Consider the following 24,637-nt stretch of genomic DNA (forward strand, 5'->3'; position numbering starts at 1 on the left):
CCGGAAACCGCCCCCGGCGGGCGGCCGGGGGGCGGAGCGGGCCCGGGTGGCGGGCCGGTACGGCCGCGGCCGGTCTCAGCCGCCCACCGCGACGGGCCGCCCGCCCCGCGCCGCCCCGCCCGGCAGGGGCGGGGTTCCGGCCAGGCCCGCCTCGTGGAGCACGTGGGCGGCCCGGAGGGGGAGGGCGTCGTGATGGCGGGCCGCGACGAGTTGCAGCCCCACCGGGAGGCCGGCCCCGTCCGTGCCGACCGGGACGGTGACGGCCGGCTGGCCGGTCAGGTCGAACGGGTACGTGAACGGCGTCCACCCCGTCCACCCCCGCCGGCCCGGACCGCGCGGCGCCCGCGCCCCCGCCTCGAACGCCGTGACGGGCACCGTCGGCGTCACCAGCAGGTCGTACGTCTCGTGGAACAGGCCCATCCGGCGGCCCAGTTCCGCCTGCGCGTCCACCGCCGCCAGGTAGTCGAGCGCCGAGCGCGCCGCGCCCTGCCGGCACAGCTCCCGCAACGCCGGATCCAGCTCCTCCCGCCGTGCCGCCCCGAGGCGCTGCGCCGCCCGCGCCGCCCCGCACGACCACAGCGTCTCGAACGCCGCCACCGGGTCCGCGAAGTCGGGGTCCGTCTCCACCACCCAGGCGCCGAGCCCCGCCAGCCCCTCCACCGCCCGCCGCACCGCCGTCGCCACCGCCGGGTCCACCGCCACCTGCCCGCCCAGCGTCGGCGAGTACGCCACCCGCAGCCCCCGTACCCCCTCCGCCAGGGCCCCCGCGAACGACCCCGGCGCCGGGCCCGGCGCCGAGCCGTCCCACGCGTCCGGCACGCCGACGACGTCGAGGAGCAGCGCCGCGTCCGCCGCGTCCCGGGCCAGCGTGCCCACGTGCGCGAGCGAGCCGAAGGGGCTCGCCGGGTACGGCGGCACCCTGCCGTGCGTCGGCTTCGTGCCGAGCACCCCGCAGAAGGCGGCCGGCACCCGCACCCCGCCCCCGGCGTCCGCGGTCAGCGCGAGCGGTCCCGCCCCGAGCGCCACGGCCGCCGCCGCGTCCCCGGCCGGCCCGCCCGCCGTGCGCGAGGCGTCGTACGGATTGCGCGCGCCGCCGGCCGGCGACGCGTCCGGCACCGCCTTCCCCCCGTACTCCGAGGCCGTCGTCCCGCAGACCAGGACGGCGCCCTGCTCGCGCAGCCGCGCCACGGCCGGCGCGTCCTCGTCCCAGGGCCCCTCGGGCGCCAGGGAACGCGGGCCGCGCGGCGCGGGCCGGCCGCGCACCGGCAGCGCGTCCCCGACGGTGACCGGGACCCCGTCCAGCGGCCCGCGCGGCTCCCCGCGCCGCCACCGCTCCTGCGACTCCCGGGCCCGCGCCACGGCCTCCTCGCCGGTCGGGCCGCCGTCGGCGTCCCCCTCCGGCCGGACCCGCCGGGACCGCTCCAGCACGGCCCGGGTCACCTCCACGGGACCGAGAACGCCCGTGCGGTAGCCGTCGGCGAGCCGCACGGCGGTCAGCTCGGTGAGGTCGGTCATGCACCCTCCCTGGGACTCGGCGTCCGGGTACGTACCCGTGCTTCCTGTCGGCCACGTCGGACGACGGACGACCCGCCGCCCGGAATGGGGGGAACGCGGCGCACGGCGCCCCCGAGGCCGTCGAGGAGGGCGGGCGGCGCGGGAGCGGACATCGACAGGCGTTCTTCCGGGACACCGGCGTCTGACGTGCGGTTTCGACCACGCTCGCACCCCGGCCGACCTTCGTCAACAGGGGGAGGGGCGGGGCCGGTTGCGGGGCGGCGCGGCGGCTGGGGGCCGGGTGCGCCGCCCACGGGCGCACCGGCCCCGGCGGGGCGCCGCGCCCCGTGGCGGCCCGGGGGCAGGCGGTCCCGGGCCCCCGGTGCCGGCCGGCCCGGGTCCGGCGGAAGCGCCGTCCTCGGCCAACCCGGTGACCGAGGGGAGCGGCCCCGCGCCTACGGGGTACCCGTGCCGTGGGGCCGTGGCGGGTCCCGGCACCACGCGGCCGGAACCGGACGGAGCCGGCCGTACGCAGCGCGAGCGGGAAGGGCGGACATGACAGCACTGGGGATCCTCTACCCGGGCCACTCCGGAGAGGACGACTATCCACGCATCGAGCAGTTGCTCGGCAGCAACGTCCGGGTCGACCTGGTGAACACCGAGACCGCCGGGGACGACGCCCTCGGCGCGGACCCCCTGCGCGCCATGGGCACCCCGGCGCGGCTGGAGGCCGACGTGGCGGAGCTGCGGCTCGCCGGTGCCGACGCGCTCGTGTGGGCCTCCACCAGCGGCGGCTTCCTGCACGGCCGGGACGGCGCCAGGGTGCAGATCCGCACCCTGGCCCGGATGGCCGGCATGCCCGCCTCCTCCACGTCCTTCGCCTTCGTGCACGCGGCCAGGGAGATGGGCGTACGGCGCCTGGCGGTCGGGGCGACCTATCCGGACGACATGGCCGCGCTCTTCGCGGAGTTCCTGCGGTCCGCGGGCGCGGAGGTCGTGTCCGTCACCGGCGCCGGGGCCGGCGCGGCGGAGACCGCCGCCTGGGGCGAGGGCGAACTGCTGACCCTGGTCCGCGGCGCCGACCATCCGGACGCGGAGGCCGTGCTCGTGCCGGACAACGCCCTGCTCACGGTGGCCCACCTGCCCGCGCTGGAGAAACACCTGGGCAAACCGGTCCTCACCGCCAACCAGGTCACCGTCTGGGAGGCGCTGCGCCTGGCCGACCGGCGGCTGAACGCCCCCGAGCTGGGCGCCCTCTTCACCCGGGAGCCCATCGTCCAGGTCTGACCGGGCCGGGCGGGACCCGGCGCTCCGGAGGGGCGGTCGGCTCGGCCAGCCTGCCGCCGTTCAGGTACGCGCACGCTGTTCCGTACCTCGTACGCCTCGAAGCCGTGTCGCCCTCACGGGGGCGCCCGCACTCACGCGGAGAAAACGCTTCCCCTCCCGGTTATTGTCATGCGCGCGCCATATCGCCCTTTCCGGCCCGCGCGGCCCCGGCGCGGGCGCGCCACCCGGCAACCACCCCACCGCCCGACGAGACCCCACCAGAAGGGGGACGCGAGGAGCAGACGACGAGGTCCACGGCGACTCCAGGCCGCGCCGGCCACCCTGGCCGCCGCCACCGGCAGGGTGCCGTCGATGCCCGAGGCGTCGGCCGCCGCCCCCACCGGCTACGCCTCCCGGAACGGCGGCACCGCCCGCGGCGCGGGCGGACGCCCCCGTCCGCGCCACCACCGGAACGGCGCCGTCCTCGCCACCGGCGCCGAGTCGGGCGCGGTCCCGTCCCCTGGGCGGGGGCGGAGGGCGGCCCCGCCGTAGGCGCCTCGTCCGCGCCCGCCCGCGCCCTCCGCGAGGTGCCCCCTGCCGTCTCGCGGCCCGGGGGTGCCGGAATAACCGGTGTCCGGACCCGGTTGGCACCCGAGCGCGGTACTTCCCCCGCGCGCACCGGCACGCGCCGCGGACCCGAGGTGGCCGGCGCGGCCCGAGAGCCGTCGGCACGCCCGACCCGAGCCCGACCCAGGAGGCACCGCACCATGGCCGCAGACGCCGCAGAGGAGATCCGGGGCACCGCCCACGGCACCGCGCCCGTCCCCCTCTCCGTGCTGGACCTGGTGACCGTCGGAGCCGGCCGCACCGCCACGGACGCGCTGCGCACCAGCGTGGACATCGCCCGGCTCGCCGAGGCCCGCGGGTACCACCGGTACTGGGTCGCCGAGCACCACTCCATGCCCGGCGTCGCCTCGTCCTCCCCGGCCGTGATCCTCGCCCACCTCGCCGCCCACACCGACCGCGTCCGGCTCGGCTCGGGCGGCGTCATGCTGCCCAACCACGCCCCGCTGGTGATCGCCGAGCAGTTCGGGACGCTGGAGGCGATGGCGCCGGGCCGCGTCGACCTCGGCCTCGGCCGGGCCCCGGGCACCGACGGCGCCACCGCCGCGGCCCTGCGCCGCAGCGACCGGCTCCACGAGGGCGCCGACGAGTTCCCGCGCCAACTCGCCGAGCTGACCCGGTTCCTGGACGACGACTTCCCCGACGGCCACCCCTACGCCCGCATCCACGCGGTGCCGGGCCCGGTCCAGGGCACCTCGCCCGGCGGGGTGCAGTCCCCGCACCGGCCGCCGATCTGGCTGCTGGGCTCCTCCGGCTTCAGCGCCCGGCTCGCCGCCGAACTCGGCCTGCCCTTCGCCTTCGCGCACCACTTCTCCGCCCGCAACACCATCCCCGCGCTCGACCTGTACCGGGAGACCTTCCGGCCCAGCGAGGTCCTCGACGCCCCCTACGCCCTCATCGGCGTCTCCGCGCTCGCGGCCGACGACGAGCGGGAGGCCCGCCGCCAGGTGCTGGCCGCCGCGCTCAACATGGTGCGGCTGCGCACCGGCCGGCCCGGCCTCGTGCCCACGCCGGAGGAGGCCGAGGCGTACGACTTCTCGCCGATGGAGCGGGAGTTCGTCGACTCCTGGAACGCCGACGTGATCCACGGCACCCCCGACGCGGTCCGCGCCGGCCTCGACGACCTCCAGCAGCGCACCGGCGCCGACGAGTTGATGCTCACCGCCAACGCCCACAGCCCCGAGGTGCGGCTGCGCTCCTACGAACTGGTCGCGGACGCCTACGGTTTGCCCGCGCGGGCCTGAATCCCGAGGGCGCCCGCCGCGCCGAGCAGGGCCGGGATGCGGTCCGGTGCGACCGGCCGCGAGTAGAGCCAGCCCTGCCCGGTGTCGCAGCCGATGCGGCGCAGCCGGTCGGCCTGGTCCGAGGTCTCCACGCACTCGGCGGTGACGGTGAGCCCGAGCCGGTGGGCGAGTTGCACCATCGCCTCGACGATGACCTCGTCGGCCGGGTTCGCCGCCGCCGCGCCGGCCGGCGGCTCCTGGCCCGCGTACTGGAAGCCGCGGACGAAGGAGCCGTCCAGCTTCAGCACCGACACCGGCAGCCGGCTCAGGTAGGCGAGGTTCGAGTAGCCGGTGCCGAAGTCGTCGATGGCGATGTGCACGCCCATGTCGCTGAGGGCCCGCAGGACCTGGAGCGGGCGCCCGGCCGAGCCCATCACCGCGGACTCGGTCAGCTCCAGTTGCAGCAGGTGCGGGGCGAGCCCGGTCTCCTCCAGCGTCCGCGCCACGTCCGCGACCAGATCGGAGTCCCAGACCTGGCGGACCGCCACGTTGACGCTGACGAAGACCGGAGGCTCGTCGGGGTGGTCGAGCTGCCAGCGGCGGGCCTGGCGGCAGGCCGTGCGCAGGATCCACCGGCCGAGCGGCACGATCGAACCGTCCTCCTCCGCCAGTGCGATGAACCGATTCGGCGCGAGGACCCCGAACTGCGGGTGGTTCCAGCGGATCAGCGCCTCGACACCCCGCACCCGGCCGTCCGCCATGCCCACCAGCGGCTGGTACTCCAGCGCGAACTCGCCCCGGTCGATGGCCGGCCGGAGGGTGGCGGCGAGGGCCTGACGGGTCATGCGGCTGGCGTTGCGCTCGGGGTCGAAGAGGGTCCAGCGGGCCCGCCCGTCGGCCTTGGCCCAGTACAGGGTGGTGTCGGCGGCCTGCATCAGCGCGGTCGGCGTGGTCCCGGCGGTGTGGCGTTCGACGACGCCCGCCGAGGCGGTGACCGACAGTCGCCGGTCGCACAGCTCGAACGGCTCCTGGAGCGCGGCCAGCACCGACTCGGCGAGGTCCGCGAGCTGGTCGGTGCCGGTGGAGTCCTCCACCAGCAGCGCGAACTCGTCGCCGCCGAGCCGCGCCACGAGCGGGGTGCCGGCCCGTGCGGCGGGGCCCGCGTTCTCCGCGCAACGCGTCAGCCGTTCGGCGACGGCGGCCAGCAGCCGGTCGCCGACCCGGTGGCCGAGGGTGTCGTTGACGGCCTTGAAGCCGTCCAGGTCCAGGTAGCACAGGCCGATCCGGCCGGTGCCGCCGTGCTCGTGGGCGTCGGCGTCGAGCGCGGCCGTCAGCCGGTCGAAGAACAGGGCGCGGTTGGGCAGCCGGGTCACCGGGTCGTGCATCTGCAAGTGACGCAGCCGCGCCTGGAGTTCACGCCGGACGCTGACGTCCGCGACGGACAGCAGCAGGCCGGGCGCGTCCGGGGCCAGCGGCGCCACGGTGACCTGCGCCCACAGGGTGTGGCCGTCGGCCCGCTTGAGGTGCCGGGTGCAGCGCATCCGGGGCTGCCTGCCCTGGAGCACCTCGCGGTAGGCGTGCCAGGTGCTGGCGTCCGCGGCGAGGTCGACGAGGTCGGCGGCCACGCTGCCGGTCAGCTCGGCCGGGTCGGTGCCGAGCAGGGTGCCCAGGGTGTCGTTGGCGCTGACGACCAGCCCCTGGGCGTCGACCACGGCCATGGCGAGCGGCGCCGCGCCGAACGCCGAACGGTAGGCCGGATGGGCCGGGGTCGTGGCCGGTCCGGGACCACGGTCCGTGACGGCCGGCCGGCCGGGGTCTGCCGCGGGCGCCGGCCCTTCGGAGGTTCCGCTCACCGCTCGCTCCCGCAGTGCCTCGATACCGGTCCGTCTCTTTCTGTGCAGGTAAGTGTGCCGATCATAGAGGCTGACTCCGGGCCCTTCCAGCCGCCGTACCGGGTACAGGGCCCGCCGCCCCAGGGAGCGGATCGTTTCTGCTCACACCTGGCCAGGTTGTTCACGCCCCCGATCGGTTGTGACGTTCCGTGAGTGCGCGGGGGTCGTACGCCGGGCGCGGCGGCGAGTGTGGGGATGCTCACTCGTCCGGTGCAGGTGAACGAGGCGCACCCCGGCGAACCGGCACAAGCTGGGTGCGGTATCCCGTGAACCGCCCCGGAGGTCCCCGTGCCGCGCCCGTTCCCCCTGAGGCGACTGCCCCGCCGGTCCCTCGGAAGGCCCGGCGCCGGCTGTCCGGGGGAGCGGGCCGGGCGGCCCCGGCTGCTCGGCCCGGCCGCGCTGTGCACCACGATGTCCGCCCTCGCCGCGACCTCCCTGGTCACCGCCCCCTCGGTCGCCGAACCGTTCTCGCCGGACCCCTGCGCGCTGCCCCGCACCGCCGCCCACCACTCGGAGGGCCTGGACACCTGGAACGCGGCCTACCCGCGGCCGGTGCGCGAACTGGACGCGGTGATGGTGTTCCTGTCCTTCCCGGACGCCCGCCCGAAGACCTCCCCGGACGAGCTGGCCGCCGACCACTTCCCGGCCACCACCCGCTTCTTCCAGCGCGCCTCGTACGGCAAGTTCACCCTGCGCCCGCACCCCCTGCGCCGGTGGGTGCCCATGCCGCGCACCTCCGTGTCCTACGAGCTGAAGCGCGACTGGGACCCGGCGCACCGGGCCGCCTACCTGCGCGACGCGCTGGCCGCCGCCGATCCGCACGTCGACTTCTCCCGCTACGACGTCGTCTACCTCGTCGCCGACCCGGACGCGCCCGGCGTCGACTCCGACGCCACCAAGGTCGTCAACCTGGACGTCCCGCTGCACGCCGACGGCACCGACATCCGCCGGGTGGTCACGGTCTTCGAGAAGCATCCCCCCGACCGGCTGGTGCTGGCCCACGAGACCGGGCACGTCTTCGACCTGCCCGACCTCTACCACCGCCCGGCCGACGGCAAGGGCGACTGGGACACGCACGTCGGCGACTGGGATCTGATGGGCAGTCAGTTCGGTCTGGCACCCGACCTGTTCGGCTGGCACAAGTGGAAGCTGGGCTGGCTGGAGCCGCGCCAGGTGGCCTGCGTGCGCGGAAGCGGCCCGGTGCGGCTGACGCTGGAGCCGCTGGGCGCGGGGCCCGGAGTCGAGGTGGCGGGGGCCGCGGGGGCGCCCGCGTTCGGTCTCGGCCGGGGCACGAAGCTGGCGGTGGTGCGCACCGGCGAGGACAGCGCGCTGGCCTTCGAGGCGCGGGGTCCGGTGGGCAGCGACGCGGCGGCCTGCCGCTCGGGGGTGCTGGTGTACCGGGTGCGGGCGGGGGCGCGGTCCGGGAGCGGTCCGGTCGAGGTGGTCGACGCGCATCCGGACACGGCGGCGTGCTGGACGGACTCGGTGTACCCGCCGCTCGCGGACGCGCCGGTGGCCCTCGGCGAGAGCTTCACGGTGCCGGGGGAGGGGGTCCGGGTGGAGGTGGAGGGGCGCACGCCGTCCGGCTCCTGGACGGTGAACATCACGCCCGGCTGAGGTGCCGGGCCACGGGGCGCGTCCGAGGGCACGGGGCTCGCGGGGGTGCGGGCGCGGCGGGAGTGCGTGATCGGGGTCACCGAGCGAGACGCCGCTGACCTGGGGGAACGACGAAGGCGAGGCATCATTCACGTTTCCGTGAAATCGCCTCGCCATCGGCCATGTGCGCCGCCAGGGACTCGAACCCCGGACCCGCTGATTAAGAGTCAGCTGCTCTAACCAACTGAGCTAGCGGCGCCTGCTGACGTCGTAGACTTTAGCATCCTGGTCGGCGGGAGGAAAAATCGATATCCGCACCGCCGCGCGGGCCGCCCGCACCGCCGCCCACAGCAGCACCTCCGGCCCCGGCAGCCAGGGCCGGCGGGTGTCCGGGGCGACCAGCCAGCGGGAGCCCGAGCGGGCGCAGGAGCCGGTGGGCGCCGGCACGGTCACCGTGTCCCCGGCGCCGTGGCACAGCAGCGGCGGGACGGCGCCCGCACGGCTCGTCGCCCGGTCGCGCCCGTCCCACTCCTCCCACTCCAGCAGCGAGGGTAGCCGCTGGGCCGTGCCAGGCGCGGTGAAGAGCAGCATCCGGCCCCGGTACTCGGCCACCGGGCCGGACCCCGGGCCCTCGTCCCACATCCGGTCCAGCATGCGGCGGCCGAAGATCGTGGGGGCGCTCACCACGTCGAAGGCGGAACCGCAGGGCAGCGCCACGGGGGCCTGCGGCCGTTCCTCCCAGAAGGCGAGCGCGGAGCGCGGATAGACGGCCGCCGATGCCAGCCAGGCGGCTCCGTCCGAGGTGACGGTGGAGACGTTGCGTGCACTGCTCATGGCGCATACATCTACCCTCCGTGAGGGTGGTATCGCGCTGAGTTCCGGGAAACCGGGACACGGGCATGCCCGAGGGGGTATCGTGCCGCGCCCATCTGGCATATGCCCCGCCTGTCGCGGCCGTCACCCGCCTGTCGCGGCCGTCACCCGCCTGTCGCGGCCGGCACCCAGGCGTCATGGTCGGCGTCACCCCGGCGTCACGCCGCGCCTCACACCGGATCCGCGTGCCCGGTCCGTCCCTCGCCGCCGCGCAGCAGGTCCCGGCCGAACTCCACCATCTTCTTCGCGTAGTCCTCGGTCCACTGGGCCCGCTCGGCCAGGTCCGCCGCCGTCAGCCGGTCGAACCGCCGCGGGTCGGCCAGTTGGGCCGCCGCCATGGCCTGGAACTCGACCGCCCGGTCCGCCGCGGCCCGGAACGCCTGTGTCAGTTCGGTCGCCCGGTCCAGCAGGGCACGGGGGTCGTCGATGGATTCGAGGTCGAAGAAGTGCTCGGGATCGGCGCCCGCCGCCGCGGGCTCGAAGAGCAGGGGCGCGGGGCGTAGCCGCGGTTCGTTCCGACGCGGCGTGGGCTCCGCCATGTCTTCTCCTCACTGGTACGTCTCGACCCGCCGGGGAGTGGGCCACCGTCCATTGTCCCGCGCCGGTGCAAGGGGGCGTCGAGCGCACACGGGCCACCCGCGTACCCCGGCATCCGTACCCTGCCCGGGCCCGGTCCATGGCCGCCCGCCAAGTGCCGGGGGTCCAGTCGTCCGGGTGGTTGACGGCGTACCTCGCGACGCCGAGGGCGCCCAGGCCGGAAGACCGAGGTCCGTCCGGCCGACCCGTCCGCCGGGGCTTCAGCCCGCGCCGAGGCGGTCCTCTCCGGAGCGTCCGGCGGAACGGGGGCGGAGCCGGTCGCCGCTCACCCCCGCCAGGGCACCCGGTGTTCGGTGAGGTGGGCGAGGATGGCGTGGTTGGCTTCCCGGCCCTGGGAAAACAGGATCACCACACGGAGTGGGCCCAGGGGGCAGTTCGACAAGCTGATCACCGCGCTGCGGCGGGTCTCTACAGCCAGTAAGCGGCCATAAAGGAACCCCTGCCGGGAAAGTAGGGGTAAACCTTCCGAGGTAAAGCCCTCACGCATAGGCCCTTACCAAGAGGGTTCCTACGTCCTTCCCTTCCGGGGGAGGAACGACCTCGGCTTTGATGTCCGAGTACCCCGAAGAGGCCAGAAAGGCCGACCACTCCTCGGGGGTGTAGTCCCACCTGGTCACTGCCTTGGCCTCTCCTGGCCGCCCCACGGGCTGAGTGCCGGCCGTTGGGGGCCTGTGGGAGAAGGCCAGCACTCCACCAGGGGAAAGCCTCCCGCGGACCAGGGGGAGAAGCCGTTCAGGGGCCGTGAACCAGACAGGCCCGAAGATGGACAGGACCACATCGAAGGAGCCTTCTGTGTGGCTCAGGTAGTCGGTCACCTCTGCCGTGTGGAACGCGAGGCCCGGAAGGCTCCCCCATCGGGCTACGGCCTTCCCCTGCTGACTCGGAGCGATATCGACCCCGGTGCACATCGCGCCGAGGGTGGACAGGTGGGCCAGATTGCAGCCTGTACCGCAGCCCAGTTCCAGAACGGTACGGCCCTGGAGGTCTCCGAGGATCGATTCATCGGGGCCGTGGTCGGGGTACTGGGTCCAGTTCAACCACGTACGAGCACCAGCGGAGTTCACCTCTCGCCGTGGTGTCCGACCCTGGGCGTATCGCTCCCAGGCAGTAACGACCTCCATACGGAACATCTCCTCGTGGGGACGACTCCCCCCGTCGCAGAGGGGGAGTCGCCACTGTCGGCGTTGTGCTATTTCTTCCCGCTGTTGGGGCTGTCGGTGCACCCGGCGTGGCACTGGGAGCAGTCGGCCGCGTCCTTCATGACCCACAGCTCCGGGTCGATCTCGAAGCCGGAAGCCTGGATGGCCTTGACCGTGTCTCGCAAGGCGGGGGGCTCCCCGGCTCCCGCTCCGGGCAAGTGCGGGACGTGGTGGATGTAGCGGCCCGCGTGCTGGTCGCAGAACGCCATGTAGGTGATCGAGTCGAGCACGAACGAGTGGACGCCCAGGTCCACGGCCTGAGAGGGCCCCATGCGGACCTCGGGGCACTCGGCGGAGGTCACCAGGTAGGCGACGGCCTGACCGAAGATGCGCTCTGCCAGGTCACGCCCCAGGGCGTGGTCCCGCATGATGAGTCGGACTTCCCGATCCCACACCTGGGTGGGGACGCAGGACCGGGGGTCTCGGACCTGTACCGCTGTTGCCATCAGTGGTTCCCTTCACGTGGTCGTGCTCGGGTGATGGAACCCGCCCCGGCCACTCGTACGTACCTGGGTGACCAGGGCGGGGCTCAGGGGTGCGCGCGTCGCAGCTTCGCCAATGTCTGGGCCTGCTGGTGGTGTCGTGCCAAGGCGGCAAGCTGAATGCGTTCCCTGTCGTTGACGGGACGTACGGCATCAGCGTGAGTTCGCCAGTTCAGGCCAGAGGGGCGGATCAGGGTGAGCATGGACCCGCGCTGACCCTGGATGACGCCGACCATGTGACTGGTGTTGTCGAACACGGCCGTACCGGGCCTGCACGATGTCTCTTGCTGCTGTCCTGTTGCCATGCCGTCGCGCCTCCCGTAGTTCGTGGCGGGAAAGATGATCCCCGAGTTACGGAGCGATACGGCACGTTATTCACGTTGTTGAGTAAAGATCACCTGCGGCAGTCTTCGGCCCAGGCTTCCAGGTGTTCCCTGGCGTCGTCCCCGAATAGGGTGTGTTCCTCGTATGAGGTGAACCGGCTAATCAGGTCTTGGATATCCCGGTTGTCGCGAAACGCGATCGCGCCGAGATCCAGTTCGGCCGTCGCCAAAGTGTCGTCATATACGGTGAAAGTATTCAAAACCCCGGAAGTATAGTGGACTCCCATAGGGATCACCCCGAGCCGGATATTTGGCTGGCGAGTGAAGGAGGCAAGCCGGTCAATCTGTATGGCCAACTCGTGAGGCGGAACGAGTGGATATCTAACGGCCTGCTCAGTCAGAATGAATGTGAACTGTTTGGAGCGGTCAAACAGGACCTTTTGTCGGTCCAGTTTCATGGCCACGGCTTTGGCTTGCTGCTCTGGGGGTGCCTGAGCCAGACTGGCGCGGACGTATTCGGGGGTGGCCAGGAGCCCGGTAACCATGGAGAGAAGAAAGAAGCGGAACGTCTTGGAGGACGACTCAAGCCCGGCTAGCTGTAGCTGCTTCTTGTCCAGGCCCTTCCTGCGGAGTGTCCTTCCGTCCTGCCATTCTGTCTGTGCAATACGGGCTATGGCCATCACTTCGGCTGAGACCGCTGGGGGAGCATCGAGGCCCCGAAGGATCTGTTCGACATCAAGGAGGGATGGGCGTCCCTTATTTCTCTCAATCCGACTGATCTTGGATTGAGACATGTTGCAACGCGCAGCAAGCCGGACCCCTGAGAGTCCGGCTTGCTTGCGTAGGTGCTTGAGCATGGCCGCGAGTTCACGCCCCGACTGGTCCAGCTCGTCAGGCTCGATAGCCACCGCTGACGTACTCCCTGAACGGCACGGATTCCGCGAGGGCGATCCTCTGGTATTCGATGTACGGTGCCGGGTCGCCGTCGTACAGTTCCCGGCTGGTCTGGGTGCCGTCCTCCGCATAGTTCATGAGGACCACTTCCGACTTATCAAATAGCCAGAAGTCCTGAACCCCTTCAAGGGGGTTGGGGCGATCGGTCACGTCCAGGATTCGGATATCATCCCCGGCCTGCGAGTGAACCTCGTAGTACATGAACTCGAAGCGGAGATAGTCCGTGAGTGGCTGCCTGACGATATGTACGCGCCCCTTGGAACGTCCTTCTGCCCTGATCTTCTTCAAGCCTTCTGTGTAGCCGGAAGAGTAGTGATGAGGGTCGATTCGCTGCCCTGCCAGGAAGTCCCGGATATCTCCGTCTTCGCCCGGCACCCTGTACCAGGGAAGCGTTTCAAGTCGCCACGCTTCCTGCTTGAAGCCCTGAACCTTGGCGGTCCAGTCGTCACCATCCAAGAGCACGAACAGCCTCCCTCAGGACGTTCTCAGGGATGCGAACGAGACCTTCCCCGGCCGGAGGCTGGAAGGTGGCGTCAGTGTCCCCCTGGACCACGATGGAGCCGTCAGAGGCTCGGTAGACGTTCGGGCAGTCGTCGTTGTTGCAGTTCCCGTTCCCGTTGCCGGTAAGCCGGGTCAGTTCCTCACGAGCCATAGCTACGAACCCCCTACTACTGGCCCCTTGCGGGCCGGTCGTCACGACGGTACGAGCGGGGCGGGCGGGCCGTCTATGCACGAACACGACTATGCGCGTCTTTGCATAAACAGGGCCCGTGGCCCAGGGGCTCGGCGACCTGATGGCCTTCCGGAGGCCAGCCGCCAGCGACGCCAAGCCTGCGTGAATCAACCGAACTTACTGAACCAACCGGCGCTTGGACGCCGGTCAGAGGTTCTGGGGTCCGTGTGGTCAGGGTCGCCAGGGCACCCGGTGTTCGGTGAGGTGGGCGAGGACCGCGTGGTTGGCTTCCCAGCCGTCGGGGAACTTGACCAGGGTGCCGAGCTGGACCGGTTCCGTCGACGGGTAGTCGTCGAGCAGCGCGTCCACCCCCGCCCGGCAGACGACGATGCACGCGTGCCGGTGACGGGAGGCCAGGACGCACAGGCGGCCCGTCTCCAGGTGGAACGCGGTGGCGTCCGGCCGGCCCGAGAGCGGGTGCAGCACGACCGTCACGTCGTACTCGCGGCCCTGGAGCCGGTTGGCCGTGTCCACGGTCACCCCGCTCACCCCCAGCGTGGCCAGCGCCGCGCGCACCGCCGCCGCCTGGTCCCGGTGCGCCGTGCCCACCGCGATCCGCGACGCGGTCAGCGGCACCGGCTCCGGGGAACGCTCCGAGACCGCCGCCCCGCCCCGGTCCAGCAGCCGCCGGACCACCCGCGCCACCGCCCGCACCGCCTCCGGATCGGTGCGCGGCGTGTGCCGGGCCGGCAGCTCCAGCAGCCCCCAGCCGGACTCGGCCGCCGCGTCGATCACCCGGTCCGGGCCCGAACCGTCGGACGCGACGGCGAGCGCGAGCCGCCGCTCCCCGGGCCCGGTGCCGCTGCGGAACGGAGTGAACGGGTAGAACGCGTCGGACACCAGCCGCGCCGCCGACGCCGGCAGCCGCCACGACACCGGGAGCCGGTGCTGGGGCAGCGTCGGATTGTGCGCCAGCAGCGTCGTCACGGCGGCGGCCGACGGGTCGTACGACAGGCCCGCCCACTGCTCGCCGCCCACCGTCGAGAACGGGTCGAGCTGCCCCGGGTCGCCCACGAACAGCGCCCGTTCGAAGAGCCCGGCCACGGCCAGCAGCGCGTCCGACCGCATCTGGTACGCCTCGTCGACGATCGCGTGCCGCCACGGCTCGTCCACCGAGACGTGCGCCCACTTCGCCGCCGTCGACAGGACGACGGGCAGCCCGGCCAGGTCCTTGGCCTTCGCCGAGGTGCGTACGTTCGCCAGCTCCTCCAGCGCCGGGTCGTAGGCGTCGGCGTCGCTGCTGTGCAGCCGGCCCACCGCCAGCTCCGGCTCCTTCTCGGCGAGCCGCAGCACCAGGTCGTCGACCTGGGCGTTGGTCTGCGCGACCACCATCAGCGGGCGCCCGGCCCGCGCCAGCTCCAGCGCGGCCCGCACCACGAGCGTCGACTTCCCGGCGCCCGGCGGCGAGTCGACGACGACGCCGCGCGCGGTGCCGTGCAGCGTGTCGGCGAGGATCGCCTCGGTCGCGCGGCCGGCCTCCGCGCCCGGGTCGAACTCCGGGCGGGCGGGCGCCGGCACCGTCTCGGCGGTCACAGCACGTCCTCCTCGGTGGGCACGTCGGGGGCCTCGGCGACGGGGTCCTCCGCGCCGGGCGGTCCGCCGTGCGTCCACGGCGTCTCCTCCGGTTCGGGCAGCCTCGCCCCGCCCCGCTGCTCGTGCTCGAACAGGGTGAAGCAGACCGCGTCGCCCTTCTCCGGCACCGACCCGGCCTCCGGCTCCTTGCCGCGGCCCATCTTGTCGACGATCCGCAGCACCAGGGCCCCCTCCTCCACCTGTTCCACGAACTCCGCGGTCTGTGCCCGGCCGCCCAGCGACCGGTACACCCTGACCCGCTCGTCCAGGTGCGGCCGGTCGTCCGTGCGCACCGTGACCAGCGGGCGCGGACCGGGCCGGCGGCCCTCGCTGTACGTCATCACCACGTCCACGACCTCCCCGGCGAACGCCTCCCCGGACAGCCGCCGCCCGGCCATCACCAGCGGATCGTCCAGCGCCTCCTGGGCGTCCAGCCGGGCCTGGTCGCGCTCCCGGCCGGCCAGCTTGTTCGCCGCCGTCACCGCGTCGTCGCGGCGCGGCTGCGGCGGCTCCCCGGAGGTGATCCGGTCCCGGTGCCCGGTGAACGACCAGCGGTCCCGCGTCCACCGTTCCTCGACGTGCGCCCCCTCGGGCAGCCGCCGCAGCAGTTCCAGCCCGCGCCACACCGCGTCCCAGGTGGGGCGCGTACGGCTCTCCACCAGATCGCGGATCTCCCGTTCGGCCGCGGTCAGCGCGCCCAGCAGGCGGTCGGCCGCGAGGCCGTCCTCGGCGGCGGCGAGCGCGTCCCGGGCCCGGTCGTAGCGCTCGATGGCCGGGGCGAGGAGCCGGTTGTCGAAGGCCGGGTCGGTCGCCGGGCCCGCCGGCGGGCACACCAACTGCCCGTCCTCGCGGGCCAGCTCGGCCCGGCGCGCGGCCTCGGCGCCGCTGCTCCCGGCGGGCGGGTCGATCCAGGCGAGCAGCGCCCCCAGGTGCTGGTCCTCCAGGGTGGACTGGCCGGTCGCCCAGTGCCGGCCCAGCAGATCGGTCATCGCGAGCAGCAGCGAGGAGCCGGGCACCCGCGCCCGCTCCCCGTAGTGGGTGAGCCAGCGGCCCAGCAGCGGCACCCGGGGCGGCGCGGGGTGCGGCGCCTGCGGATCCTGCTCCGCCGTCCGCCGGAACCGCGTCGACCGGCCCAGCAGCCGCACGTACTCCAGGCCGGCGCGGCTCGGCACGACGATCTGCGCCGCGTCCGCGCACAGCTCGACCTCGACCTTGACGCGGGCACCGGTGCCCGGGTCCCGCTCGGTGCGCTCGGCGGGCTCCACCGCGCCGGCGTACGCCTCCACGTACGGCAGCACGACGTCCGCCAGTTCGGCTAGGAAACCGAACCGCAGGTCGCGGTCGCGGGGCTGCGGGACAACCAGCAGGTGCGGGGCGTCCCGGTCGGTGCCGACCAGCGCGCCGAGCGGGGCGCCGGCCTCGCCGGCCGTGGTGAGCGGCACGAAGACCAGGGGGGTGGCGGACAGGTGCCGGTGCCGGACGGTGGCGGCCGGCTGGGCGCGGCCGGCGCGCACCGCCTCCAGCCGGGCCAGGGTGGTGATCAGCGACACGCGGCCACCTCCGCGGCCTCCCGCAGCGCCCGCGCGCGCAGGGCCGCGGCCCGGCGCAGCGCCGCCACCACCGGGTCGTCCGGATCACCGGCCTCCCCACGGGCCGCCGCCAGCACGTCGTCCACCGTGGACAGGCCGCCCAGCTCGGCGCGGACGGGGCGGCCCAGCGGCGTCACCGCGCCCGCCGTCCGGGACCGCTCCCGGCAGTGGAAGGCCAGCTCGCACGTGGCCAGGCACTCGGGCGCGTACGCCGCCGGGACCGCCTCCACGGCGGCCGTCAGCTCCTCCGGCGGCAGCTCGGGCGAGAAGCACACGCCCTCCGGCAGGGCCGCGGCGATGTCCTCGACGCGGGTCAGCCGGGCCAGTTGCCGGGCGGTGACCGCGCGCTGGCGGCGCACGTCGACGGCGGAGGCGGCGGGCAGGTTGGAGAAGTCCTTCGGGCAGACCAGGAGCACCCGGTGCCCCACCCGCGGTGCCCCGGCCGGCCCCTGCGGCGGAGCGGCCTGGTGCGCGGCGACCCGCTCCAGCGCGAGGACGTACACCGCGGCCTGCCGGGCGGCGGCGCCGACCTTCGCCGGGTCGGCGGCGCCGTCCAGCATCGGGAACGACTTGATCTCCACGACGGTCCAGCGGCCGTCCGGATGCACGATCACCGCGTCCGGCTCCAGGAACGCGGGCGACCCGGCGACCTCCAGGGCGAGCATCGGATGGTCCAGCAGGGTCCAGGCACCCGTCTCGGCGGTGGCCTCCCGCAGGGCCAGCGCGGTGCGCGCCGCACGGCCCTCGGGGCCGGTCGCCGTCAGATCGGGCACCCGCGCGCGGGCGGGCGGCTCCGCGCCCCGGTCCAGCGCCTCGTGCGCGAGCCGCAGCAGCTCGGCACCGCCGTCGGCCTTGACCCGGGCCTCGAAGGCGTTGCCCCGGGTGAGGGCGAACTGCGACTGCCCGAAGGGCGCCGGCGCCCCCAGCCGCTCCGCCAGCGACGCCTTGTCCACCCCGGCGCCGTCCAGCAGCGCCCGCCGACCGCACCCCGGGTTGGCGGCGAGGGCGGCCAGGGCGCGGGCGTCCAGCGCCTTGGCGGGGACACCGGGACCGCGCAGCTCAGCGAGCCGGTGCCGCAGCCCCGTCGCCCGCGTCCGCGGGGGAGGTGTCCGGTCCGGCTTCCGCCGGGGTCCGCTGCTCGCGCTGCCGTGGAAATCGCTCACCCGCGGAAGTCTGGCATCCGTCACCGACAATCGGGGAACGCGCGGCCCCGTGGCCCGTCGCGTACGCCGCGAACAGCGCCCGCGACCGGTCCACCGCGCGCAGCACGTACGGGGTCAGCAGCAGGCCCAGGCCCATCACCGCCGCGCCCGCCACCGCGTCGAGGAAGTAGTGGTTGGCGGTGCCCATCACCACGATCGTGGTGATCAGCGGGTAGAGCACGGCCGCCGCCCTGGTGGCACGGGTGCCGCCGAGCCGCCACAGCATCACCCCGCACCACAGCGCCCAGCCCACGTGCAGACTCGGCATGGCCGCGTACTGGTTGGTCATCCCGCCCAGTCCGCGCGGCGCGCTCGCCTCGCCGCCCCACCAGCCGTACGAGCTGTAGTGGGCCATCGTGTCGACGAAGCCGTGGCGCGCGTCCAGCAGCCGGGGCGGGCAGGTCGGGAGCAGCGTGAAGCCGATCAGGCCGATGAACGTGGAGGTCATCAGCCAGGTGCGGGCCGCCCGGTAGCGCACCGTGCGCGAACGGAAGATCCACACGAGGACGGCGGGCGTCACCACGTAGTGCAGGGAGGCGTACCAGAAGTCGGCCGGCACGCCGAGCCACGGCTCCCGGGTGAAGACCCGGTTCAGCGGGTGCTCGGCGTTGAGGAACAGGGCCTGCTCCAGGCGGAGGATCGCCAGGCCGTGGTCGACCGCGTCGGACACGTCGCCGCGCACCAGCAGACGGCCCGCCGAGTAGCACGCGTACACCAGGAGGATCAGCGGCAGCTCGGTCCACCAGCGCAGCCGAGTCTGCGGGGCCGCCTCGGTGCCCGGTGTCTCGGTGTGCGGCAATCCGATCGCCCTCCCCCTTCGTCCTCGCGCCCCGGTCGGAGCCGGCGTGTCACTCTACGGCCTTCGCGGGACCCTCCCGCGGAGCGCCCCCGGCCGGGGAAGACGCCGGGAAAGCCCCCCGGGTTGCCCGTCCGGGGCGTGGGCGATGATGGAGGGGTCCCCCCCCTTTCGCACCTCCCCCGGAAAGGCCGCTCCATGGCACCCCGCATCCTGCTGGCCCGGCACGGACAGACGGAGTGGTCGCTGTCCGGCAGACACACCGGCAGGACCGACGTCCCGCTCCTCGAGGAGGGCCGCCGCGGGGCCAAGCTGCTCGGCGAGCGCCTGCACCGGCCCCCGCTGGACGGGCTCCCGGCCGCCGAGGTGCGCACCAGCCCGCTCTCCCGCGCGCGGGAGACGTGCGAACTCGCCGGCTTCGGCGACCGCGCCCGCACCTGGGACACGCTCATGGAGTGGGACTACGGGGCCTACGAGGGGCTGACGCCCCGGCAGATCCGGGACACGCGGCCGGGCTGGCTGATCTGGCGGGACGGCGTGCCGGGCGGGGAGAGCCTCGCCGAGGTCACGGCACGCGCCGACGAGGTGGTGGCGTGGGCCCGCGAGGCCGACCGCGACGTGCTGGTCTTCGCCCACGGGCACATCCTGCGCTCCATCGGCGCCCGCTGGCTCGGCCTCTCCCTGGAGTTCGCGGCCCGCATCCGTCTGAACCCGACCTCCCTGTCCGTCCTCGGGTGGGCCTACGGAGAGCCGGCCGTCGAGAGCTGGAACGACCAGGGGCACCTGGCGGGTTAGGACTTGTCGCGAAGCCGCCGCGGACCGCCGGTTCCGGCACGCGCCTCCGCCACACCCCAGAGCCCCCACGGCCCCAGAGCCCCCACGGCCCCAGAGCCCCACGGCCCCCCCGAGGAGAGACATGCAGCGGAACCTGGCCGAGCTTGCCCACGCCGCCCTGACGGCCGCGTCCGGCGCCGGCCCCACACCCTCCCCCGGCGGCGGGCGTTCCGTCGCCGGCACCTGCGTCCGCGGGGACCTCGGCTTCGCGCTGCTGCGGCACCGGCGCAAGGACGGGCTCGTCGCCGAGGAACTGTACGCCGCGGTCCGCCGGGACGACGGGGCCTGGAGCGACCCGGACCACCTCTCGGGGGACGCCGGGGGGATCGACCCCGACGACGCGGGGGAGGTCGCGCGGGTCCTGGGCGGGCGGGCGCTGGTGCCGTGGGGCGGGTCGGAGGCGAGCCTGTACACCGGGCGGCCCGGCAGCGACGAGGGGTACGAGACGGTGCGCTTCCACGCGCTGCTGGTGACCCCCGAGGCGGACCGCCTGGACGTCCGGGACGACACGCCGGGGACCGGCCCCGCCCGGTGGGCGGACCACGGGGGGCCCGTCTCGCGGGTGGCTCTGTTCGCGCTCTTCCCGGGGGAGCGGTTCACCGTCCGCGCGGTGGCGGGAACGGGCGCCCGCGCGCGGGCGCTGGGCGAGCCGTACGCACTGGCCGGCGTCGACCCCGGGGACGAGGACACGCTTCCGGAGTGGCTCGCCGGGACGGAGTAGGGCCGGGGGCCTGGTGCGGCGCCGGGCCCGGGGGCCGCCGGTACGCAGCCGGGGCCGGATGCCGTGGCCGGGCGCCGGTGGCCAAGGTCCGGGGCCGGGGCACGGGCCGCCGGTCCGGCACCTCCCGTCGGCTCAGCCCAGCCACTCCCGCAGCAGTCGCTCGCGCTCCCCGCCGCGCGGGGTGCCGTCCGCCGCGGCGCGGCCCCAGCGCGCCATCGCGGCCAGCGTCGTCGCCGTCGCCCCGGAACCGTCCGCCAGGCGGGCCAGCAGGGCGCGGGAGAGGTCGGCCTCCGTCGCCGGGTAACCGCCCGCCGCGGCGACGTACGCCTCCAGCGCGTGAGCGCCGCCGGCCGTCGTCACCCGCACCGTCATGAGGCCGGGGGCCTCGGCCACCCGGCCGTGGCCGTTCGGGAGGGCCATCTCCCGCATCGTCTGAAGGGCCAGGCCGACTGCCGCGCCGATCCGGCGCGGCAGCGTCCGCACGGGCACGTCCGACACGGTCAGGGACGTCACGTCCGCCCACGGCAGGAGGTCCTCCCGCCCGTCGCCGAGCGCCGTCACGCCCTCCGGCGTCAGGCGCACGCCGGGGCCCGGACCGGACGGTTTGGCGCCCACGTACACATCGCCCTCGACGATCCAGAACAGGCCCACCATGGCCATCGTTCGCTCACTTCCCCCGACGACGGCACGCCGCCGTGACTCGCGCGGAAACGGTCAGATCCTTTTCCGCAACGCGCGGAGAAGTCGTCGAGTTCCCCGCCCGGCGCCCGGCGCCCGGCGCCCGGCGCCCGGAGCCGGGACACCAGGGCCCGGACACCGGGGAAGGCGGGGCCGCGGCCCGGCCGGTCGGGTGCCGGGCCACGGACCCGCCGGCCCGGTGGGGGACGGGGGACGTGCCCGCCGCCGGTCAGGAGGTGCGCGACAGCGCCGCGTGACGCTCCAGGAACGCCGATACGCCCGAGGCCCGCCGGTGCGGCAGCAGCACCCGGGTCGTCCCCGCCAGCATCGTGTGCACCCGCGAGGACTGGACCTCGTCCAGCAGGTCCAGCACCCGCGTCCCGGCGGCGGCGGCCTCGTCCGGCCGCCCGCCGCGGGCGAGGTCGTCGGCCAGCTCCGCCCGGTACAGCGCGAGGTTCCGGGCGAAGTGCGGCTCCTGCAGCTCCGCCGCTTCGCGCGCGTGCCGGGCGGCCCGCGGCCAGTCGCCCAGCGCCGACCAGCACTGCGCCTCCAGCCCCTCCAGCTCGGCCTCCCCGTAGAAGCTCATCCATTCCGGGTCGGCGTCGGCCGGGCCCCGGTCGTGGAGGGTCCGCGCGCGGGCGAGCGCCTGTTCGCAGGCGACGCGGTCGGCGAGCCCCGCCCAGCCGCCCGCCTCCCGCAGCGCCAGCAGCGACAGCAGCCGGTGCGAGCCCAGCGGGCGGGCGGCGCGCTGCGCGGCCTGGGCCGCCCGCACCGCCTCGCGGGGCCGGCCGGCGTCCCGCGCCAGGAACGCCGTGTTGCAGAAGGCGTGCGCCTCCAGGGCGGCGTCGCCGGTCATCCGGGCGGTGGCGAGCGCCTCCGCGTAGTGGGAGCGGGCGTCGTCGAACCGGCCCGAGTCGTGGGCCAGCCAGCCCACGGAGAGCGCCAGTTCCCCGGCGCCCGCGGAGAGCCGGTCCGCCGTCGCCTGCCGGGTCGCGCCCGCGTCCAGCAGCGCGTAGGCGGCGCGCAACGGGGCCGCCGCGCGCCGGTAGAGGCCGTCGGCGCCGTGCCGGTCGTCCAGCAGCCGGATCCGGCGGACGGCCTCCTCCAGGGCGCCGGCGTGGCCGGCGCCGGCCCGGCGCGGCGGGCGCCCGGCCGCGGCGGCGTCGAGAGCGGGCCCCAGCGGGCCCAGCGAGGCGGCGGCCACGGTGGCGCCGCCCGTCATGAATACGCGACGCAGCACGTCGCTCTCCTCAGGGTCGTCGTGCGGGTGGTGCGGGTCCGCCGGTCCGCCGGCGGGGGCCGGGGGCCCGGCGCCGGCGGTGCGCGCCCCGCGTCCCCGGACGGAGGAACGGGGCGCGAAGCCGAGGTCGGTGAGGGCGCGGCCGGGGAACATGTGCAGGAACACCCGCTCGTAGGCGTAGTTCGGGCAGCGGATCTCGCCCGCCTCGACCCGGCCGATGTAGCGGGCGTCGCAGCTCACCCGCTCGCCGATCTCGCGGGCGGCCCGGCGCACCGCCGCCGCGAACTCGGCGGGGGAGCGCTGCCCCCGCAACCGGCGGAAGGCGAGATTCGGCTGCGCCGGCCGGTCGGGCCGGGCAGAGTCCACCGTCGACGACGCCATGGCCGGGCCCTCTCGTACGAACCGTCGAACCCCTGCCGGAGGGACGGCGGGTCGACGGGAACGTCCCGGTGGCCCCCGCTTCCGGCGACCCCGACGGTACCGTCCGTGACCGGTCCGCCACGCGGTGTTTGGCGGCAAAGTGGATATCCCCGCCGCGATCTGCCATGAAGTGCCATCCTTTGCCGCCGCGTCGTGCCGTAGCCCCCGGGGCCCTCGCGCGTTGGACACGACGGACCGGGAGTCCCCCGGCCCCGATCCCGTTCGCGCGAGGAGGGAGTTCCGTGGTGGAGGCCGGGATGCAGACCAGCGGGAGCACCGACGCGGAGGGCGGCTGCGACACCGTCTGCGACGTCGTGACCGTGCCGACCCGTCAGGGGCTGGAGGCGGTCGACATCCTCAGACGCGGTGCCGGCGACGCGGTGGGCCCCGTCGTCCACGTCGACTGCTGCGACACCCTGGGCTTCGTGGTGCCGCCGGGCACCGCCGCCGCCTGGGACCTGCCCGGCAGCTCCTGCATGCACACCCACGGCCGCGGACTGCGCCTGACCTTCGCGCCGCACCCGCCCACCGAGGACTCCGACTGGCTCCTGCCGCCCGGCCAGGGCGACCCGGCCACCGACCCCGCCGTCCTGCGCGCCGCCCTCGGCGAGGCCGCCCGCCTCATCGAGGCGGCGGACGGCTGCTGCTGAGACCGCCCCCCGGCACGGCCGCGCCCACCCGGCCCGGCCCCGCGGTGGCCGCCGGCGGGCCGGGCGCCACCGGTCGCCGATAATGGGCCGATGGGAAAGTCCGGGAGCGCCGCCCGCCGGCGCGGTCGTGGTGGTGCGGAGAACCTCGTCGAGGACGTCGACGGAGGCCGGGCCGAGCTGGTGCCGGACCGCGACCGCCGCCGCGCCTGGACGCTGCTGGTGGACGGGGCGCCGCAGTCGCACGTCGACCTCGACGACCCGGCGTACCTGTCCTTCGAGTACCAGCGCCGGCTCGGACACGTCATCGACCTGGCCGCCCCGCCCGGGAAGCCGCTGCACGCCGTGCACCTCGGCGGCGGCGCCCTCACCCTCGCCCGCTACGTCGCCGCCACCCGGCCCCGCTCCACCCAGCAGGTCGTCGAACGGGACGCCCGCCTCGTCGAGTTCGTGCGCCGATCCCTGCCCCTGGACCCGGGGGCCCGCATCCGCGTCCGGACCGCCGACGCCCGCGCCGGGCTCGCCAAGGTGCCCGACGGCCGGGCCGGGATCGTCCTCACCGACGTGTTCGACGGCGCCCGCACCCCCGCCCACCTGACCTCAGCCGAATTCCTCGACGAGGTACGGCGGGTCCTCGCCCCCGGAGGCGTCCTCGCCGCCAACATCGCCGACGGGCCGCCGCTGGCCCATCTGCGCGGCCAGATCGCCACCGCCGCCGACCGGTTCGGGGAACTCGCGCTCGTCGCCGACCCCGCCGTGCTGCGCGGCAAGCGCTTCGGCAACGCCGTCCTCGTCGCCTCCGACGGGCCGCTGCCCGTGGCAGAACTGACCCGGCGCGCCGCCGGGGACCCCCACCCCGGGCGGGTCGAACACGGCCGGGCGCTGACCGACTTCGCCGGCGGCGCCCGCCCGGTCACCGACGCCTCCGCCGTGGCCTCCCCGGCCCCGCCGCCACACGTCTTCACCTAGGGTCTTCTTTCGTTTCGATCAGGGCGGGCCCCGCGAGCCCGGCGTGATCCACACGAAAGACCCTGGTCACCGGGGCGGTCACGCCGTCCGGGCGGGCCGTGCGCTCCGCACGGACCCCGGCGGTTCAGTACGAGCCGACCTCCACCCGGGGCGGGCCGTCGTGCCAGGTGCAGAACACCGACACGCGGTCCGCGTCCGAGGTGAACTCCACCCGGATCCACGACTCCGTCTTCCACACCTGCATCGACCAGCCCGGCCCCGGCGCCGCCGACACCAGCGACGCGGACTCGGGCCCCAGGTCGAAGACCGCCCGCCCGCCGGCGGTGTCGTACCCCTCGACGCGACCCGCGGCACCGTCCGCCGGGCCGGGGCCGGCCAGGTCGTCGGGTGCCGGGGACGCGGCCGGCGCGGCCGGCGGCGGCTCGGGGGCCGGCGCCGCCGGGGAACCGCCGGGCGGGGGCGGCGGCGAAGACGACGGGGACGGCGGGGGAGGCGACGGGGGCGAGGGCAGCGCCGTCGACGAGGTCGCGTCCCGCAGCCCCGCGCCCCGGTCGGCGGCCGTGATCGGCAGCGCCCGCGGCGGGTCGTAGACCGTGCCCGCCAGGACCGTGCGGACACCCCACCACGACAGCGTGACCGCCGCTCCGGTGGCGAGCAGCCACGCCAGGACGTGGACGAGACCCCTGCGCATCGCGGCCATCCTGCCCCATCCG

The 24,637-nt window shown here is 74.9% G+C and carries 24 protein-coding genes and 1 tRNA gene; 7 read left to right on the top strand and 18 right to left on the bottom strand.

All coding sequences use genetic code 11. The features are described 5' to 3' along the window. Positions 1-75: 75 nt before the first annotated feature. Positions 76-1,515 (bottom strand): amidase, encoded by a 1,440-nt coding sequence (locus VM636_RS19590; protein WP_338485236.1) that lies wholly within the window; start codon positions 1,513-1,515, stop codon positions 76-78. Between the two features lie 534 nt (positions 1,516-2,049). On the opposite strand from VM636_RS19590, the gene VM636_RS19595 reads away from it, so the two are divergent. Both VM636_RS19595 and VM636_RS19600 read left to right on the top strand, forming a co-directional pair. Further along, complete coding sequence (locus VM636_RS19595; protein ID WP_338485237.1) at positions 2,050-2,781, top strand: decarboxylase; 732 nt, start codon at positions 2,050-2,052, stop codon at positions 2,779-2,781. Between the two features lie 746 nt (positions 2,782-3,527). Then, positions 3,528-4,628 carry an LLM class flavin-dependent oxidoreductase gene (locus VM636_RS19600; protein WP_053913960.1) on the top strand — a complete coding sequence of 367 codons (1,101 nt, stop codon included), beginning with the start codon at positions 3,528-3,530 and terminating at the stop codon, positions 4,626-4,628. Here the strand turns inward: VM636_RS19600 and VM636_RS19605 are convergent. Beyond that, on the bottom strand, positions 4,604-6,460 hold the full coding sequence (locus tag VM636_RS19605; RefSeq protein WP_338485238.1) for an EAL domain-containing protein: 1,857 nt from the start codon (positions 6,458-6,460) through the stop codon (positions 4,604-4,606). The two genes, VM636_RS19600 and VM636_RS19605, sit on opposite strands and share 25 nt — an antisense overlap. Before the next feature lie 450 nt (positions 6,461-6,910). Between VM636_RS19605 and VM636_RS19610 the strand changes: the two genes are divergently transcribed. Next, positions 6,911-8,116, top strand: coding sequence for a M6 family metalloprotease domain-containing protein (locus tag VM636_RS19610; protein ID WP_051821183.1), 1,206 nt, complete (start codon positions 6,911-6,913; stop codon positions 8,114-8,116). A gap of 164 nt (positions 8,117-8,280) precedes the next feature. Here the strand turns inward: VM636_RS19610 and VM636_RS19615 are convergent. The 13 genes from VM636_RS19615 to VM636_RS19675 form a co-directional block, all read right to left on the bottom strand. Further along, positions 8,281-8,354, bottom strand: a tRNA-Lys gene (locus VM636_RS19615). Continuing rightward, positions 8,345-8,929, bottom strand: a complete 585-nt coding sequence (locus VM636_RS19620; protein ID WP_030418363.1) for a bifunctional DNA primase/polymerase — start codon at positions 8,927-8,929, stop codon at positions 8,345-8,347. Before VM636_RS19620 ends, VM636_RS19615 begins: the two co-directional genes overlap by 10 nt. A gap of 209 nt (positions 8,930-9,138) precedes the next feature. Further along, positions 9,139-9,507 carry a hypothetical protein gene (locus VM636_RS19625; protein ID WP_030418362.1) on the bottom strand — a complete coding sequence of 123 codons (369 nt, stop codon included), beginning with the start codon at positions 9,505-9,507 and terminating at the stop codon, positions 9,139-9,141. A 537-nt stretch (positions 9,508-10,044) separates the two neighbouring features. After that, the gene (locus VM636_RS19630) at positions 10,045-10,602 is read right to left on the bottom strand and encodes a class I SAM-dependent methyltransferase (RefSeq protein WP_338485239.1); all 558 of its coding nucleotides are present in this window, start codon (positions 10,600-10,602) and stop codon (positions 10,045-10,047) included. Between the two features lie 152 nt (positions 10,603-10,754). Continuing rightward, positions 10,755-11,132, bottom strand: coding sequence for a hypothetical protein (locus VM636_RS19635; protein WP_234340436.1), 378 nt, complete (start codon positions 11,130-11,132; stop codon positions 10,755-10,757). A gap of 161 nt (positions 11,133-11,293) precedes the next feature. Beyond that, positions 11,294-11,503 carry a hypothetical protein gene (locus tag VM636_RS19640; protein WP_159042128.1) on the bottom strand — a complete coding sequence of 70 codons (210 nt, stop codon included), beginning with the start codon at positions 11,501-11,503 and terminating at the stop codon, positions 11,294-11,296. 137 nt (positions 11,504-11,640) lie between these two features. After that, entirely contained in the window at positions 11,641-12,477 is an 837-nt protein-coding gene (locus VM636_RS19645; protein ID WP_338485240.1) for a Scr1 family TA system antitoxin-like transcriptional regulator, read from the bottom strand. Continuing rightward, the gene (locus VM636_RS19650; protein ID WP_053913964.1) at positions 12,461-12,985 is read right to left on the bottom strand and encodes a DUF6879 family protein; all 525 of its coding nucleotides are present in this window, start codon (positions 12,983-12,985) and stop codon (positions 12,461-12,463) included. The genes VM636_RS19645 and VM636_RS19650 overlap by 17 nt, the downstream gene beginning before the upstream one ends. After that, positions 12,969-13,175: a hypothetical protein gene (locus VM636_RS19655; RefSeq protein ID WP_078962706.1), complete on the bottom strand. Its 207-nt coding sequence runs from the start codon at positions 13,173-13,175 to the stop codon at positions 12,969-12,971. The genes VM636_RS19650 and VM636_RS19655 overlap by 17 nt, the downstream gene beginning before the upstream one ends. A 252-nt stretch (positions 13,176-13,427) precedes the next feature. Continuing rightward, entirely contained in the window at positions 13,428-14,789 is a 1,362-nt protein-coding gene (locus VM636_RS19660) for an AAA domain-containing protein (RefSeq protein WP_053913965.1), read from the bottom strand. Then, positions 14,786-16,378: a hypothetical protein gene (locus tag VM636_RS19665; protein WP_338485241.1), complete on the bottom strand. Its 1,593-nt coding sequence runs from the start codon at positions 16,376-16,378 to the stop codon at positions 14,786-14,788. Before VM636_RS19665 ends, VM636_RS19660 begins: the two co-directional genes overlap by 4 nt. Beyond that, entirely contained in the window at positions 16,369-17,580 is a 1,212-nt protein-coding gene (locus VM636_RS19670; protein WP_338485242.1) for a hypothetical protein, read from the bottom strand. Before VM636_RS19670 ends, VM636_RS19665 begins: the two co-directional genes overlap by 10 nt. Then, positions 17,477-18,418, bottom strand: a complete 942-nt coding sequence (locus tag VM636_RS19675) for a phosphatase PAP2 family protein (protein WP_053913967.1) — start codon at positions 18,416-18,418, stop codon at positions 17,477-17,479. The genes VM636_RS19670 and VM636_RS19675 overlap by 104 nt, the downstream gene beginning before the upstream one ends. A 195-nt stretch (positions 18,419-18,613) precedes the next feature. Here VM636_RS19675 and VM636_RS19680 point away from each other — a divergent pair, with 195 nt between their 5' ends. Both VM636_RS19680 and VM636_RS19685 read left to right on the top strand, forming a co-directional pair. Next, a complete protein-coding gene (locus VM636_RS19680) occupies positions 18,614-19,210 on the top strand; it encodes a histidine phosphatase family protein (RefSeq protein WP_053913968.1) in 597 nt (198 codons plus the stop codon). A 121-nt stretch (positions 19,211-19,331) separates the two neighbouring features. Then, the gene (locus VM636_RS19685; protein WP_051821174.1) at positions 19,332-19,970 is read left to right on the top strand and encodes a hypothetical protein; all 639 of its coding nucleotides are present in this window, start codon (positions 19,332-19,334) and stop codon (positions 19,968-19,970) included. A 132-nt stretch (positions 19,971-20,102) separates the two neighbouring features. On the opposite strand, the gene VM636_RS19690 is transcribed toward VM636_RS19685, so the two are convergent. After that, entirely contained in the window at positions 20,103-20,630 is a 528-nt protein-coding gene (locus tag VM636_RS19690; RefSeq protein ID WP_338485243.1) for a hypothetical protein, read from the bottom strand. A gap of 247 nt (positions 20,631-20,877) precedes the next feature. Next, entirely contained in the window at positions 20,878-22,269 is a 1,392-nt protein-coding gene (locus tag VM636_RS19695) for a hypothetical protein (RefSeq protein ID WP_030418354.1), read from the bottom strand. Between the two features lie 281 nt (positions 22,270-22,550). On the opposite strand from VM636_RS19695, the gene VM636_RS19700 reads away from it, so the two are divergent. Both VM636_RS19700 and VM636_RS19705 read left to right on the top strand, forming a co-directional pair. Further along, positions 22,551-22,958 carry a hypothetical protein gene (locus VM636_RS19700; protein WP_030418353.1) on the top strand — a complete coding sequence of 136 codons (408 nt, stop codon included), beginning with the start codon at positions 22,551-22,553 and terminating at the stop codon, positions 22,956-22,958. A 90-nt stretch (positions 22,959-23,048) separates the two neighbouring features. After that, on the top strand, positions 23,049-23,924 hold the full coding sequence (locus VM636_RS19705; RefSeq protein ID WP_030418352.1) for a fused MFS/spermidine synthase: 876 nt from the start codon (positions 23,049-23,051) through the stop codon (positions 23,922-23,924). A 124-nt stretch (positions 23,925-24,048) separates the two neighbouring features. On the opposite strand, the gene VM636_RS19710 is transcribed toward VM636_RS19705, so the two are convergent. Further along, positions 24,049-24,615 carry a hypothetical protein gene (locus VM636_RS19710; protein ID WP_338485244.1) on the bottom strand — a complete coding sequence of 189 codons (567 nt, stop codon included), beginning with the start codon at positions 24,613-24,615 and terminating at the stop codon, positions 24,049-24,051. Positions 24,616-24,637 lie beyond the last annotated feature (22 nt).

Origin of the sequence: Streptomyces sp. SCSIO 75703, from assembly GCF_036607905.1 — a bacterium.
Classification (GTDB): domain Bacteria; phylum Actinomycetota; class Actinomycetes; order Streptomycetales; family Streptomycetaceae; genus Streptomyces.